Source organism: Bacillus sp. GW823-FHT06A10, assembly GCF_058795375.1.
In genome coordinates this window covers 2,362,733-2,376,598 of record NZ_JBXAHT010000001.1, presented here as the reverse complement: position 1 = coordinate 2,376,598, position 13,866 = coordinate 2,362,733, and the positions used below count along the sequence as shown (strand labels likewise).

Here is a 13,866-nt window from a genome sequence, read left to right as displayed (position 1 = left end):
TTAAAATGATATTACACGCAAAATCGTTCCACAATAAAGATAAAATCCAACGTGCTAAAATAGGACTTCAACTCTTTTTGAGTGTCTTAATCATTACTTCTATTATCCTAAATGTAGTAGTAATAATTACGAAAAGTATGCCGCTTATTGTGGTATATATGTTTACCCCAGCATTTTCTTCTATTTTGACTCGCATAATACTGAAAGAAGGGTTTAAAGATGTATCTTTTAGTCTCGGTAACTTAAAGATATGGAAGGGGATTGGGTTTGCTCTGCTAATACCTATGATTATTTGTGGAATTACTTATTCTATCGCCTGGTTGAGCGGAATTGCGGGGTTTCAGCATCCCGAAGGTGGTATGTTAGAACCAATCTACAATATACTTGGACTTCAGTATGTACCGGAACCATTCAGTTTTATTTATCTAGTAGTATTGAGCGGCGTTTTAGGAAGTTTGCTTAACTTAATCCCAGTTTTAGGAGAAGAAATGGGTTGGCGAGGTTATATGCTTACAAGGCTAGTCGATGCAGAGTTTTCACGGCCTATCCTTATTAGTGGATTGATTTGGGCAACGTGGCATGTTCCAATTGTTATTGCTGGTCTATATGTAGAGGGATCATCTGTCCTACTTTCAGTACTTGGCATCTATTTTTGTATTGTGCCCTTCAGTTATATTACAGCCTATTTACGACTTATCACAGGTAGCGTTTGGCCTTCGGTTATCATCCATACTACTTGGAATGCCATTATTCAAGGACCTTTCGCACGTGCAAGTACAGGATATCAAACTGAGATTTGGATTGGAGAATCTGGCTTGATAACCGCTATTATTATCTTGGTTACTGCAATAATTACGTCTCGAATCGTAAATTTTACTAAATAGCATACGGATGTGTTTTAAATTCAATTAGTGAAATATGACGAGGCGAAATAAGATGCACCTAAAAATATTAGAAAAAATCTAGTTGAATGGACTCTTACTTAATCTTAGGCTGCTGGATATATGGGAGGCATCAAGCTAAGGGTTTAATTTATAAAAATAAACTTGGTTGCCATAAAAAACATAATGTTTTCATTTAAAGGCTATGAGATGAAATTTCATCATCTTCATCAAGTTTGACCTTCAGGAAATAAAAAGTTAAACGATTATACAAATACTCTAACTGAAAAAACGATAGTCCTTTTATCAAAAATGTAGAAGGACTATCGTTTATTTTTTTGACAAAATTAGGGGTTGATGTTCATAAAAATGGATAATATAATTCGTATTTTACGTAAAGAGAAAAATTTTCCCCTAGAATATTAAGCTAAATTTCTTGGTGTGACGGTTAATTTAAGTTTCACTTTATGACTTGTAAAGGGCTGTTCAATGCATCGTACTATTAAAAAATCTAAATTAAATCATTAAATTGCGATAAAATGTGGTCGGAAATAATGAAATTTTAGGAAAAATAAGGTACACTAGTCTATGATTTTAGTTAAAAATCGTTTGACGTTAATGCATACGGGGGAAAGATTGATGAACAACAATACAACAAATGAATCAGTTGAAGAAATTGATCAAAAACGAGTAAGATCAAAAAAACGTTATACAAATTGGAAGTTTATCGCAGCGGGTATTGGTGTAATTGCACTTCTTATTGGGGGAATGAGTTATTATCAGGCAACTCACTTCAATTCGAATGTTACAATTAATGACACAAAAGTTGGTGGTCTGAGCGCTGATCAGGCAATACAGAAATTAAAGACATCTGGACTAGCAAACAAAGTCTATGTTGATCAACAACAAATTTTAGATGAAAAAGATACAAAAACGGAACTTACGGAAAAAGATTTGCCTCAAGTTAAGAAACTATTAAAAAGTCAGTGGACATTTTTCCCTTCCTCAAAGGGAGAAAATTATTCATTGCTACCAGAGAAGGCAGATCAGTATCGTAGTGAAACGATGAAGAAACTTGTAGAAGAAACGCTCATCTCTATGAATGAAAAATTAAAAGCGCCTCAAGATGCTATGGCGAAGCTAGAACAAGGGAAAATTGTTATCTCGAAAAGTGTTGAAGGAAAACAGTATGATGTTACTAGTCTACTGAAAGATTACGATAAGCAAAAATATAAAAGCGAAATTCATCTGAAGTCTGCATACATAAAACCTATTAAAGAAGACGATCCGATTGTCAAAAAAGAGGAGAAAGCACTACAGAATCTTCTTGGGCAGTCTGTTGAGTATAAAGTGCAGGATGAAGTTTATCCTTTAAAAGCGAAAGATTTAATTCAAAATGCCTCTATGTCAAAGGATATGAAAGTTACAATTGATGCGAGTGACATTAAGAAGAAAATTACTGAAATTAATAATGCCAAATCAACATTAAATAAAGATTTCTCATTTAAAACGCATTCCGGTTCAGTCATATCAGTAAAAGGGCAAGGATACGGCTGGGCACTAGATGTTGAAAAAGAAACTAAACAAGTTCAACAAGCCTTTGAGAAAGGCGAAAAGTCGCTTTCTGCTTCTAATATTCACGGAAATGGTTGGGAGAAGGAAGGTATCGGTTATAAAACAACAGCGAATAATGGCATCGGAGACACGTATGCGGAAGTTTCAATTGCAGAGCAACAAATTTGGATTTATAAAGATGGAAAATTAGTCGTTACAACAAATGTAGTAACGGGTAAACATAGCACGGGTGAAGATACATCACCAGGTGTTTGGTACGTCCTATACAAACGAACACCATACACGCTAAGAGGTAGCGCAGTAGGGAAAGCTGATTATGCGGTTAAAGTAGATTACTGGGTTCCATTCACAAATAGCGGTCAAGGATTCCACGATGCCGGCTGGCGAAAAGACTGGGCAAATAATGCTTATTTAACAGGTGGATCAGGTGGGTGTGTGAACCTTCTTCCTAATGTTGCAAAAACTGTATATGATAGTTTGAACACGTATGATCCAGTTATCGTGTACTAGAAAATAGCTACGTATCAAGAAATAAACAAAGCAGGAAATCTTATCTGATGGTATATGAAAAAACACCTCTTGCATTCGCATACTAAGTGTGCAAATGCAATGGAGGTGTTTTTGTTTGAATACAAGAGTGTATTGCTTATAAGAAACAAAGTAGAAAGAGATTAAGAATAAGTATTCAAATAATCAATAAAATTGACAATGAATATCATTTTCACTTAATATAGAATCGTCGCATTTAATTAGACATGAATTTTTTGTTAATATAATAGATTTCTATTAAGTTGTCATATTTACGAACTATTATTAAATATTTTAAGAATTTAAACGTAGGAAAGGGTAATATAAAATGAACTGGAAAAAAGGCGGGTTATGGGTTATTATTTTTTTCGTTGTAAAAGGCACGATTTCTACACTTTTAATCGTTACAGGTGCTAAATATTTTGATTTATCATTTATGCAACTTATCTTATTAATTCTGACCTTATTAGTGATTTCTCTAATAAGTCGAAAGTTACTGTATAGACATAAACAAAACAAAAAGCAAAAAGAGCTAAATATATAATGAAGCCCCAGAGACCATTGGATTTCTGGGGTTTTATTTTGATAGTTTTTTCGCATGTATATTAATTTAACAGAATAGGTTGTCCAAAATGATAAAATCGATGATGTTTAAAATGCGTCAGTTATTTTTACATAAGGATTGTAGAGAGCCTTTGAATCAATCTTTATTCTGAAGCGACAGACACGTATAAATTATGCTCTTTTTTCAATTGGTAGTTTAAATGTAAAAGTACTGCCTTCTCCTAATTTACTTTCAACCGTAATTTCTCCTCCATGTAGTTCGACAATCCATTTTACCATCGACAATCCTAAACCTGTGTTTCCGATGTTTGAAGATGTTCGTGCTGCGTCAACTCGATAGAAGCGGTCCCATATTTTTGTAATATGTTGCTCGCTGATGCCGATGCCATTATCGGAGACTTTACCTATTATGTTGGTTTCATCACGGAATAGTTGCATATGCACAGTTCCGCTCGCTTTACTATAAGCAATCGCATTCGTTAGTAAATTCATTAATAAACGCATCATCAATGTTTGATCTGCTTTAATAAATAGGTCTTCCTCTATATTAGTTGTTATATCAATCGAAGCTTCTTGAACCATTAATGAAAGCTCTTCTACAACGATTTCCGTTAATTCACTCATATTGATACATTCAAATTGGAAAGTATTATGGTTTCCTTGGTCAGCTCGTGCTAATAATAAGAGTTGTGAGATTAAAGCGGACATTTTACGTGATTGTTTTAAAATTACTTCTAACGATTCTTCCATTTCTTTCGGATTATTTCTCTGCGATAAAGCGTATTCGCATTGCGAAATAATAACAGATGTTGGTGTTCTTAATTCATGAGATGCGTCAGATGTAAATTGTTTTTCACTTTCGAATGATGTCTCCAATCGCTCAAACATTTTGTCAAAGGTTTGTGCTAAATGATACATTTCGTCTTTCGGTGAACCTTGTAAATTAATTCTCTTCGAAAGGTCTTTACCATCACCAATTTTACTGGCTGAATCACTCATTTGTTGCACAGGTCGAAACGCTCTTTGCGTAATAAAATATCCCCCGACTGCCGCAATGAGAATAAGTAATGGGAATGAGATGATTGTTACCACAATAAGCGTATTCATCGTTGAGGATAATTGGTTCATAGTCATTATTCCACGAACCCAGACTTGCTCATCGCCGCCTGCATTATGGAGAAAATCATATACTATCCATTCTTTATTGCCGTCTTTAATGGTTTGTATTTCATCGGATTTAAGCGATATCTTTTTATTAAAGCTTGTTGGACTATGTCCTACCAACAGCTCACCTTGTTTACTATAAATACTAATATTTACTCCATCTTCTAAGGTTTCAAAATCATCGTCAATCTTTAACTGCCCATGCTTATATTTGATATCTTCCATGCTTTCTTTTACTGTGCTCTTCAATTGATCTTTCATATTAAAAAGCAAAACTTTATCTGAAGAAGTTAAAATAAAAGCTAACACGAGTGCCATAATAATTACAATTAGCCCCGTATACCACAGGGTCACTCTCATTTTTATTGATAGTCTTTTCATGATTCTACTCGCAATACGTAACCAGTTCCGCGCACTGTATGAATTAACTTCGTTTCAAACTGGCTATCAATTTTTTTACGAAGATAGCGGACGTAAACATCAATAATATTCGATCCGCCTTCATAGTCGTAATTCCACACATGTTGCTCAATTTTATCTCGTGTCAGCACAACTTCTTTATTACGAATCATATATTCTAAAATAGCAAATTCTTTACTGGAAAGAGTGATAACTTGGTCTCCTCTTGTTACTTTATGCATATTGCAATCTACCACTAGGTCAGCGATTTCAAACACATTAGATGTATTTCCTGTTTTTCTTCGCATTAACACTCGAATTCTTGCTAACAGTTCATCAAAAGCAAACGGCTTTACTAAATAATCATCTGCACCTAAGTCGAGTCCTGTTACACGATCATCAATTGTATCTTTAGCTGTAAGAAGCAAGACAGGAGTTGCATTATTGTCCGCGCGTAATCTTTGTAATACGCGTAAACCATCTATTCCGGGAATCATAATGTCAAGCACAATCAAATCGTAGGTAGCCATGTTTATATAATCCAAGGCATCTTCTCCATTCCCACATGCATCGACACTATAATGTTCTGCATTTAATCGTTTCACCAATATATTTTGTAAGTCTTGTTCATCTTCGACGATAAGAACTCGCATTAACATTCTCCTTTTCTTCTTATTAATATGTATCACTATAATTTCAAAACATTAAAGAAAGATTAGAAACTAGTTAATTATATCATTTTATCCCGCATTAACGGGCAGTACGACTACTCCCTCAAAATTCGGTGAATGCGAGGTAGGTAGGGATTAACTGCCTGTAAAAGCCTTCACTTTATTTTTTTGTACATTAATCTTCCTTTAATGTTTGTTCAGTAATATAAAGGCAAGGATAAGGTGCACCTGTAAAGGGAGGAAAACAGAATGGGAAAATGGATGCTGATTGGAGCAATGTCCTGTTTATTCTTAACAGCTTGTTCTACTCAAGCTGATAACAATACAGAAGTACAACAACTGAAAGTGGAAAATGATAAATTACAAAAAGAAGTTGCTCAACTACAACAAGAACCAAACAAAATAGGGCCTGCTACGAATGATACGAAGCAAACACAAGATTTCAAAAACGAAGTCACATCTATTGTAGAAAAAGCAAATAACACGAAACCAGTTGGAGCAAAAGAAGATAACTTAAATACGTACTTAGCAGCAAAAAAAGAAATTGACCAATTGGATGACAAGATAGATCTATCTGATAATCAGCTAGAAGCAGATTATCACGCTGGAACGATAACTGTTGAGCAATATCAAACGCAAGAAAAAGAACACGATATACTGGAAGATCAATTAGAGCAAGCAGAAAATGCACTTGAAGCAAGATTTGGAATAGAGGATTAATCATTAAGGAGTGGATGAAAATGTTAAAACATAAAAAGAAAATAATTATAAGTGTAATTACTATTTTAGTAAGTGGTATTGCTATTGTTGGTGGATATTATGGTATGGGTTACAATTATGCAAAAAAGAATGAAAACTACACAGAGAAACAAGTTCGTGAAATTTCTTTAGCTCATACAAATGGAGAAATTATTAATGTGAAAAAAGAATTTGAATTAGAAGATGACAACTTAGCACAATCAAAATTTGAATATGAAGTGGAAATCAAGACACCTGATAATCTGTTAAATATTTTAAAAGTTAGTGCTAGAACAGGTACAATAGAACTCAATAATGAAGATTAAATAAATATCGCTTATTTGAAAAAACTCCTAACAAAATTTGTTAGGAGTTTTTTCATGTTTATACTTTACTATTTTAAAATGTGGAAAATCTCCATACTTCTACAATCTATATAAATGACTCAAGCTTCGCATCTTTTGAATGCCCTGAAGTGCTAAACCTAAGTAAAATAATGAACTATCCTATGGAAGAAAGTTGAGGGAGCTAATCGCATATATTTTATTGAAAGGATGTGATTGAATTATGGAACGGCCGAATTGGGGAATTGGAGGATTAGTATTCGTTGGCTGTATGTTCCTTGGTGGAGGAGTAGGATCTATGTTAGGTAATGCCCAAACTGGATGGCTAATAGGAATGGGCGCTGGATTTCTTGGGATGGCTTTAACGAGACTGATCAGAAAATAAAGTAATTGAGATTCTTCTTCTGGTAAATAAGGAAATATGCAAGTAATTCATGGCATAAGAGCTCTATAAATTATAGTTAGAATCTTCCCTTTTGTATTTGTCTTTTCTAAATTTCTCCATACATAGATACGATTCTCAAGTCGGAGGATGGCACCTTAGGGTGTCTTTTTTTACGCTCTTTAAAAATGTCTTAACATATATAGCCGAGTTAATTTAAATAATCAAGAATAATTGAGCTAATAGCTCTCGGTAGATTGCCATCATTTTTTTAATAGATTAGATTCATTACCGTTTCAGACCTATGTATTCATTCATAACTTAACAGTAAAAGGGGGGATGATTAAAGGTATGGCGTTTAATGATGAATTAATTTGTCAACAGTTTGCAAGAATTATCGGCGGGCAAGAAGGATTCGCCGGTGGGAAATGCGTGGCAACAATAAACAGGGATGAAATACGAGCAACAATCTTAGGAAAACGTTTTAGAGTAACAACTTCCTTTTCATTCGAATCACGAGACAATAAAACTGGACGGGCATTATGCCTAGGCCGAGTAGCACTCTTACAAAAAGAAGTCACTGAATTTGTGGCGACAATTATTAAACAAGGAATAATCGTTTCGTCTATACACAATGAGTGGTTATGTGATGATCCAAATTTGATTTACGTTAATATCGAAGACGTTGATGATCCACTAAATTTTGCAAGAAAAGTGAGAAGAGCGTTATGCACGTAATCAATTTCTTTAGTTAAACGAGTGATTATATTAAATTGAAAAGTTCAGCGTGTTGGATGGTTTTATAAAACGAAAGAAGGTGTTTCATATTTGGAATGCCTTTTCTTTATGTTTTCGTTACTAATGTGGGTGGTTAACGGATTATATGCTGTTTATCTTGCAACAGCAAAAACTGGACGAGGTATCTTTAAAAGTTTTTGACTGTCCGTATATACCATATTTTATCAAATGTTATTAGCATATCATAAAACGACAGGGGAGAAATCGCCAGAGAAATACGTCAAATTAGTCATTCCTTCTATAATCTAAGGGGACGTTTTTGTTTTCGAAAAATAATAGGTAAATCATTTGACAATTAAAATAATCTACTTTAATATATATATATGCCATAGCATATATATGGTGAAACAAATACATTCATTGTGAATGATTGACTGGTATGCTATATCCTTTTATATCTTAATTTATAGAGGTGATATATGAACTTACATGATTTAATAGGCTATCTTGTTCATCGTACTGATGTGAAAATGACCAACTATTTTACGAAGAAATTAAAGCCTTATGGAGTTACGCCAGAGCAGTGGGGGATTATTAGTGTTCTTTGTAGCCAAAGGAGCACTACTCAAAAAGAGTTGGCGGAAGCTATTGATAAAGATCAAACTACTGTTGTTAGAATGATACAGTCAATGGAGAGAAAAGGGATTGTAAAGAAGGCTTTGAATGACCAAGATAGGCGTTCACATAACCTATTTTTAACTGAAAAAGGTGACGAGTTAAAGAAAACAATCTTGCCTGTAGTGAAAGACGCTCACCATTTCGTTACGAGTAATTTGAGCGAGGAAGAAATTAAAGTATTACAATCGTTATTAAACAAATTGTATGATACACACTATTAATATTTGTTCCTTATTGATGCTACGCTATTCATAAGGAACAAACTTTGTTTTAGGTATTACATATGCTATAGCATATAATTTTTGTTTGGACGAATGGGAAGATAACTTTATTTTGTATGATATCTGATTCAGGGTCACTTTTTTGCCTAGTACCAGTCAAATTTTTGTATTATATATGCTATAGCATATATAATTTTCGGCCCTTTAATATTGAGAAGGGTAATGTAAATTGAAGCGACTTCCATACGGGTAATCTCAGGAAATAGGGTAAAGGTAGTGACTACTACCTGAACAATACTGAGTTTTTATCAAATAATAAGAAAGGTGTGATTACTATTTTAATTTTCATCAATATTGTAAAAGTAGTGTTGTTTCTGTTCTTTTTAATGACAGGAACGAAAATTATATCCGGGAAAATGGCAGATGAATTCAAACGATTTGGTTTACCTTCGTTTTTTAATTTCTTAACTGGAGCTTTTGAGATTGTAGGAGCGATTGGAATGTTGATAGGAATTTGGATTCCAACAGTAGCTTTATTAGCAGGATTGTTATTAGGCGGTACGATGCTTGCAGCCGCATTAACTCTAATTGTATTAGCGAGAGATCCCTTTAAGAAAGCAATACCTGCACTTGTTTTGTTTGTCCTTAGTTTAGGGATAAGTTTGTATCACATTTTTTAAACATAACTGAAAACTATTAAACTTTCACTTTATGCGTTCAAGTTACTATCGTTTTGTGATTATGTTACAAATAGGGGGATTCTCCAATTAGTGCTTGAATAATAATAGCAATACGAATTTAGACATTACGATCATTCGGATCATAATCAGTAAAAGAATGGGAAGAATTTTTATACAAAGGAATTCCCGATGAATTTTATATTAAAAATAGGAGTGAGTGAAAATGGCATATTTATTACAAGTTGATTTTCCGTTTGAAGGTCCTTTTGGTGAAGAAATGGAAAAAGGATTTTGGGATTTAGCAAATAGTATTAACGAAGAAGAAGGATTCCACTGGAAAATATGGACTGAGAATGAAGAAACAAAAGAAGCTGGAGGCATTTATATATTTGAAGAAAAACAAGATGCTGAAAAATACGCGGAAATGCACAAGAGCAGACTTGAAGCAGCTGGTGTTAAAGATATTAGAGTAAGAATTTTTAACATCAATGAAAAATTAACGGAACTGAATCGTGGGTATATTAAATAATTTCGACAGTTGGAGCAAGCGTAAAAAGGAGGGGGATAATCCCCTCTTTTTTTAATTCTTAAATTGATGGTAAGGGGGCTCACATAAAAAATAATCAATTATAAAAGTGATTTTGAACGTAAGGAATTTGTAAGGAAGAGGTAAGAAAAAAGAGATTTTCCTTGTGTAAGATGAAAATGGAAAGAAGAGTGAGAGGAGAAAAATACTATATATTTCTATAAAAAACAAATCAATTAATAAGACTTGTTTGGAGGAAAAGAGACATTACAGATTCAATGTCGTCCTTTTGCAGTGGGTTAAGAAGAAAGCTGTGTGATTAGTTCCAAACAGCAAATAACCATTTATACAATATGAATAGGGGAGAGGATTATTTTGATGAAAAAGCATCGTCAAATTACATGTACAGGTTTAGCCCTTTTAATAACTGGAGGTTCCCTGTTTTATACAACTCCAACCTCAAGTGTAAAAGCGGAGTCCATTCAAAATGTATCTAGTTCGTTACAAACAAGCAACCAAAGAAATCGAAATTCCGTCAAAGAGGCCATGCGGGATACATTGAAACTTGGATATCCAGGGATACTTGCTAAAACTTCTGAGGGTGGAAAAACATGGAGTTATGCGGCTGGTGTAGCTGATCTGAGTAACAAGAAAGCAATGAAAACAGATTTTCGTTTTCGGATTGGCAGCGTGACAAAGACGTTCACTGCAACAGTTGTGCTTCAATTAGCAGGAGAAAACCGCCTAAATCTAGACGATTCTATTGAAAAATGGTTGCCTGGTGTCATTCAAGGGAATGGATATGATGATAAACAAATTACTATCCGGCAATTATTGAATCACACAAGTGGTATCGCTAATTACACAAGGTCAAAGGATTTTAATATGATGGATACAAAAAAATCCTATACTGCTGAAGGATTAGTAAAGATGGGAATATCCATGCCTCCAGATTTTGCTCCAGGAAAGAGCTGGTCGTATTCAAATACAGGATATGTATTACTAGGAATTCTTATTGAAAAAGTAACTGGGAACAGCTATGCGGAAGAGATTGAAAATCGAATTATTGAACCACTTGAATTAGCGAATACATTCTTACCTGGAAATTCAAGCGTCATTCCAGGAACCAAGCATGCCCGTGGATATATCCAATTAGACGGAGCAAGTGAGCCGAAAGATGTTACTTATTATAACCCAAGTATGGGGAGCTCGGCCGGAGATATGATTTCTACAGCTGATGATTTAAACAAATTCTTTTCTTATTTACTTGGGGGCAAATTATTGAAAGAACAGCAACTAAAGCAAATGCTTACAACAGTCCCTACAGGAGTAGATGAGCTTGGCGATTCCGGGCTTGGAATTTTCAAAATGAAGCTTTCAAACGGTGAATCGATATGGGGGCATGGAGGAACCATTCCTGGCTTTTTAACTTTTGCTGGGGGCACACTTGGAGGCAAGCATACATTGGCCGTCAATTTAAACAGTATTAAAGCTGATAGTCCTGATCCTTTTAAAAATATTTTACTTGCTGAATTTAGCAAGTAGGTCAAAGAGGAGAACGGATAAATTTTATCATATTTTCATAGTGGAACAAACAAATGATGAAAACGGTCACTTATCTAAGGAGGTAATTCCGTGATGAAAAATAAGCTAACTGGTGTGTTAGCCACTGCATTAGCGGTAACTATGATTCTACCAACAGGAGTGAAAGCATTTTCTGAAAGTGAGACTACAGTTGTAACTGGTGAAGAAGTAGCTAGTCAGGAACTGAAGAAGATTGCAGCAGAGAAGGCGGAGCTACTTACAAAGTCTTATGAAGCGAATAGCGTGCAGTATGCGCTAATTGATAATGGAAAACTTATTTTGTCGGGTCAGGCTGGCAAGAATGATTTGGAAGGGGAAAAGCCGCTAACCAAAGATACTCAATATGGGATTGGTTCAGTCAGTAAAATGTATGCAACAGCGGCTGTAATGAAATTGGTCGATGAAGGAAAAGTCGATTTAGATGCTCCTGTTGTCCGCTATGTTCCTGATTTTAAGATGAAAGACGGTCGATATAAACGTATTACACCACGTATGTTATTGAACCACTCCTCTGGATTGCAAGGTTCTACGTTAGGTAATGCATTTTTATTTAACGATAATGATACCTATGCCCATGATACCTTGTTACAACAATTGTCAAATCAAAACTTGAAGGCGGACCCTGGTGCTTTCTCGGTATACTGTAACGATGGCTTTACGCTGGCCGAAATTTTGGTGGAAAGAGTTAGTGGTATGGGCTTTACCGAATATCTACATCAAAGCTTTACAGGACCCTTAAAGATGAATCATACGAAAACGCCGCAGGACAAATGGAGGGATGAAAATCGGGCTGGACTATATTTCCCGGCGTACCAAGGACAACTTCCAATTGAATCGGTGAATGTTATTGGTACGGGAGGCATATCTTCTACGGCAGAAGATATGGTGCGATTCTCACAACTATTTATGGGACAGGGAAAAGGAATCCTCTCTGATAAGGTAGTCAAGGCGATGGAGCAAGATGAATATAAAAAAGGAATGTGGCCGGGGGATGGTGATAATATTTTTAACTATGGTCTTGGCTGGGATAGTGTGAAACTATACCCATTCAGTGAATATGGGATCAAAGCTTTGACTAAGGGCGGCGATACGGCACTGCAACATGCTATATTAGTCGTGCTTCCGGAACAGAAAATAGCAGCGGCTGTATTGTCATCTGGTGGACGGAGCTCTACAAATCAACTAATGGCAACTGAATTGCTACTCGCCACGCTTAAAGAAAAAGGTACTATTAAGGACATCAAGCCGAACAAATCCTTTGGCAAGCCGGTCAAAGTCAAAATGCCTCAAGGCGTAGCAAAGAAAGCTGGATTTTATGGTAATAGCGAAACTCATTTCAAGATTGAAATTACGAAGAACGGTGAACTATTCTTACCATCTAATCCACAAGAAAAATATGTATATACTGCTGATGGAAGCTTTATTAATGAGGGGGGTACTTCCAAGCTCAACTTCGTAACCGAGAAGAATGGAAGAACTTATTTGAAGGAGAGCGCATATAAATCGCATCCAGGTTTAGGGCAAAGTGTGATGACCCACTATTTAGCTGAGAAACTAGAAGACAACGTGCTTTCGAAGAAAACCGCTGCTGCATGGGCAAAGAGGGAAGGTGTCAAGTTTTATCTTGTGAACGAGAAATTTAGTTCTATTCAATATCTCGTTCAACCGAAACTTCTTAGTACTCAAATTACTCGCAAGGAAGGCCCAGCAGGCTATTGGGATGGCAGAAAAATTACAGGTCCGAACACCGCGGTGCATCAGATCCAAGTACCCGTGATGAATGGTCGTGATACGACGGAAACGCATTTCTATACAGAAGGCGGCAATGAATATATGGAGATGGCTGGATTGTTATACGTAAGTGAATCTAATGTAAAACCAATTGATGTAGGCCAATCATCCAAAGTTACGTTGGATGCAAATGGACATGCGAAATGGTTTACAATTCCACAAGCGGCAACAGACAAAAGGATGACCGTAACGCTGCCATCAAATGGTTCATTTGCGGTGTATGATGAGAAGGGAGTTTGCGTCAACTTCACCATTGTGAGTGGCAATAACAAGGTGGAACTTCCGAAGAACGGAACAATCGTATTCGCTGGGGCACCGAAATCGGAATTTGCAATCTCGGTGAACTAGCTATAATTTAAGATGATCTTAAACAAAACCAGTACGGTACAGAAAAGATGTATT

General features: G+C 35.5%; 14 protein-coding genes. 12 read left to right on the top strand and 2 right to left on the bottom strand.

The genetic code is table 11. The features are described from left to right. The first annotated feature begins 5 nt into the window (after nucleotides 1–5). The 3 genes from AC1Q8M_RS12075 (at nucleotide 6) to AC1Q8M_RS12065 (ending at nucleotide 3,528) form a co-directional block, all read left to right on the top strand. Nucleotides 6–884 (top strand): CPBP family intramembrane glutamic endopeptidase, encoded by an 879-nt coding sequence (locus tag AC1Q8M_RS12075; RefSeq protein WP_072938992.1) that lies wholly within the window; start codon nucleotides 6–8, stop codon nucleotides 882–884. Between the two features lie 636 nt (nucleotides 885–1,520). Next, entirely contained in the window at nucleotides 1,521–2,966 is a 1,446-nt protein-coding gene (locus tag AC1Q8M_RS12070) for a L,D-transpeptidase family protein (RefSeq protein ID WP_001064063.1), read from the top strand. Nucleotides 2,967–3,312: 346 nt separating this feature from the next. Then, nucleotides 3,313–3,528: a hypothetical protein gene (locus tag AC1Q8M_RS12065; protein WP_001104104.1), complete on the top strand. Its 216-nt coding sequence runs from the start codon at nucleotides 3,313–3,315 to the stop codon at nucleotides 3,526–3,528. A 191-nt stretch (nucleotides 3,529–3,719) separates the two neighbouring features. Here AC1Q8M_RS12065 and AC1Q8M_RS12060 read toward each other — a convergent pair whose 3' ends face one another. After that, a complete protein-coding gene (locus AC1Q8M_RS12060) occupies nucleotides 3,720–5,093 on the bottom strand; it encodes a sensor histidine kinase (RefSeq protein WP_072938990.1) in 1,374 nt (457 codons plus the stop codon). Beyond that, a complete protein-coding gene (locus AC1Q8M_RS12055; protein ID WP_001264528.1) occupies nucleotides 5,090–5,764 on the bottom strand; it encodes a response regulator transcription factor in 675 nt (224 codons plus the stop codon). Before AC1Q8M_RS12055 ends, AC1Q8M_RS12060 begins: the two co-directional genes overlap by 4 nt. Nucleotides 5,765–6,031: 267 nt before the next feature. On the opposite strand from AC1Q8M_RS12055, the gene AC1Q8M_RS12050 reads away from it, so the two are divergent. From AC1Q8M_RS12050 to AC1Q8M_RS12010, 9 genes are all read left to right on the top strand, one after another. Further along, nucleotides 6,032–6,502: a hypothetical protein gene (locus AC1Q8M_RS12050; protein WP_000521297.1), complete on the top strand. Its 471-nt coding sequence runs from the start codon at nucleotides 6,032–6,034 to the stop codon at nucleotides 6,500–6,502. Between the two features lie 20 nt (nucleotides 6,503–6,522). Further along, complete coding sequence (locus tag AC1Q8M_RS12045) at nucleotides 6,523–6,846, top strand: PepSY domain-containing protein (RefSeq protein WP_000912137.1); 324 nt, start codon at nucleotides 6,523–6,525, stop codon at nucleotides 6,844–6,846. A gap of 241 nt (nucleotides 6,847–7,087) precedes the next feature. After that, on the top strand, nucleotides 7,088–7,249 hold the full coding sequence (locus AC1Q8M_RS12040) for a hypothetical protein (protein ID WP_029442740.1): 162 nt from the start codon (nucleotides 7,088–7,090) through the stop codon (nucleotides 7,247–7,249). 336 nt (nucleotides 7,250–7,585) lie between these two features. Further along, entirely contained in the window at nucleotides 7,586–7,984 is a 399-nt protein-coding gene (locus AC1Q8M_RS12035; RefSeq protein WP_000589730.1) for a DUF1259 domain-containing protein, read from the top strand. A gap of 479 nt (nucleotides 7,985–8,463) precedes the next feature. Continuing rightward, a complete protein-coding gene (locus AC1Q8M_RS12030; protein WP_001048563.1) occupies nucleotides 8,464–8,883 on the top strand; it encodes a MarR family winged helix-turn-helix transcriptional regulator in 420 nt (139 codons plus the stop codon). 329 nt (nucleotides 8,884–9,212) lie between these two features. Beyond that, nucleotides 9,213–9,563: a DoxX family protein gene (locus AC1Q8M_RS12025; RefSeq protein ID WP_033657524.1), complete on the top strand. Its 351-nt coding sequence runs from the start codon at nucleotides 9,213–9,215 to the stop codon at nucleotides 9,561–9,563. A 223-nt stretch (nucleotides 9,564–9,786) separates the two neighbouring features. Next, nucleotides 9,787–10,092, top strand: a complete 306-nt coding sequence (locus AC1Q8M_RS12020; protein WP_016512594.1) for a monooxygenase — start codon at nucleotides 9,787–9,789, stop codon at nucleotides 10,090–10,092. Nucleotides 10,093–10,467: 375 nt separating this feature from the next. Continuing rightward, nucleotides 10,468–11,634 carry a serine hydrolase domain-containing protein gene (locus tag AC1Q8M_RS12015; RefSeq protein WP_072939515.1) on the top strand — a complete coding sequence of 389 codons (1,167 nt, stop codon included), beginning with the start codon at nucleotides 10,468–10,470 and terminating at the stop codon, nucleotides 11,632–11,634. A 93-nt stretch (nucleotides 11,635–11,727) separates the two neighbouring features. Continuing rightward, nucleotides 11,728–13,812 (top strand): serine hydrolase domain-containing protein, encoded by a 2,085-nt coding sequence (locus AC1Q8M_RS12010; RefSeq protein WP_090977659.1) that lies wholly within the window; start codon nucleotides 11,728–11,730, stop codon nucleotides 13,810–13,812. Nucleotides 13,813–13,866: the final 54 nt, after the last annotated feature.

Coding starts and splice junctions, on each gene's coding strand:
- AC1Q8M_RS12075 (WP_072938992.1), top strand. CDS start 6: ATGATATTACACGCAAAATCGTTCCACAATAAAGATAAAATCCAACGT.
- AC1Q8M_RS12070 (WP_001064063.1), top strand. CDS start 1,521: ATGAACAACAATACAACAAATGAATCAGTTGAAGAAATTGATCAAAAA.
- AC1Q8M_RS12065 (WP_001104104.1), top strand. CDS start 3,313: ATGAACTGGAAAAAAGGCGGGTTATGGGTTATTATTTTTTTCGTTGTA.
- AC1Q8M_RS12060 (WP_072938990.1), bottom strand. CDS start 5,093: ATGAAAAGACTATCAATAAAAATGAGAGTGACCCTGTGGTATACGGGG.
- AC1Q8M_RS12055 (WP_001264528.1), bottom strand. CDS start 5,764: ATGCGAGTTCTTATCGTCGAAGATGAACAAGACTTACAAAATATATTG.
- AC1Q8M_RS12050 (WP_000521297.1), top strand. CDS start 6,032: ATGGGAAAATGGATGCTGATTGGAGCAATGTCCTGTTTATTCTTAACA.
- AC1Q8M_RS12045 (WP_000912137.1), top strand. CDS start 6,523: ATGTTAAAACATAAAAAGAAAATAATTATAAGTGTAATTACTATTTTA.
- AC1Q8M_RS12040 (WP_029442740.1), top strand. CDS start 7,088: ATGGAACGGCCGAATTGGGGAATTGGAGGATTAGTATTCGTTGGCTGT.
- AC1Q8M_RS12035 (WP_000589730.1), top strand. CDS start 7,586: ATGATTAAAGGTATGGCGTTTAATGATGAATTAATTTGTCAACAGTTT.
- AC1Q8M_RS12030 (WP_001048563.1), top strand. CDS start 8,464: ATGAACTTACATGATTTAATAGGCTATCTTGTTCATCGTACTGATGTG.
- AC1Q8M_RS12020 (WP_016512594.1), top strand. CDS start 9,787: ATGGCATATTTATTACAAGTTGATTTTCCGTTTGAAGGTCCTTTTGGT.
- AC1Q8M_RS12015 (WP_072939515.1), top strand. CDS start 10,468: ATGAAAAAGCATCGTCAAATTACATGTACAGGTTTAGCCCTTTTAATA.
- AC1Q8M_RS12010 (WP_090977659.1), top strand. CDS start 11,728: ATGAAAAATAAGCTAACTGGTGTGTTAGCCACTGCATTAGCGGTAACT.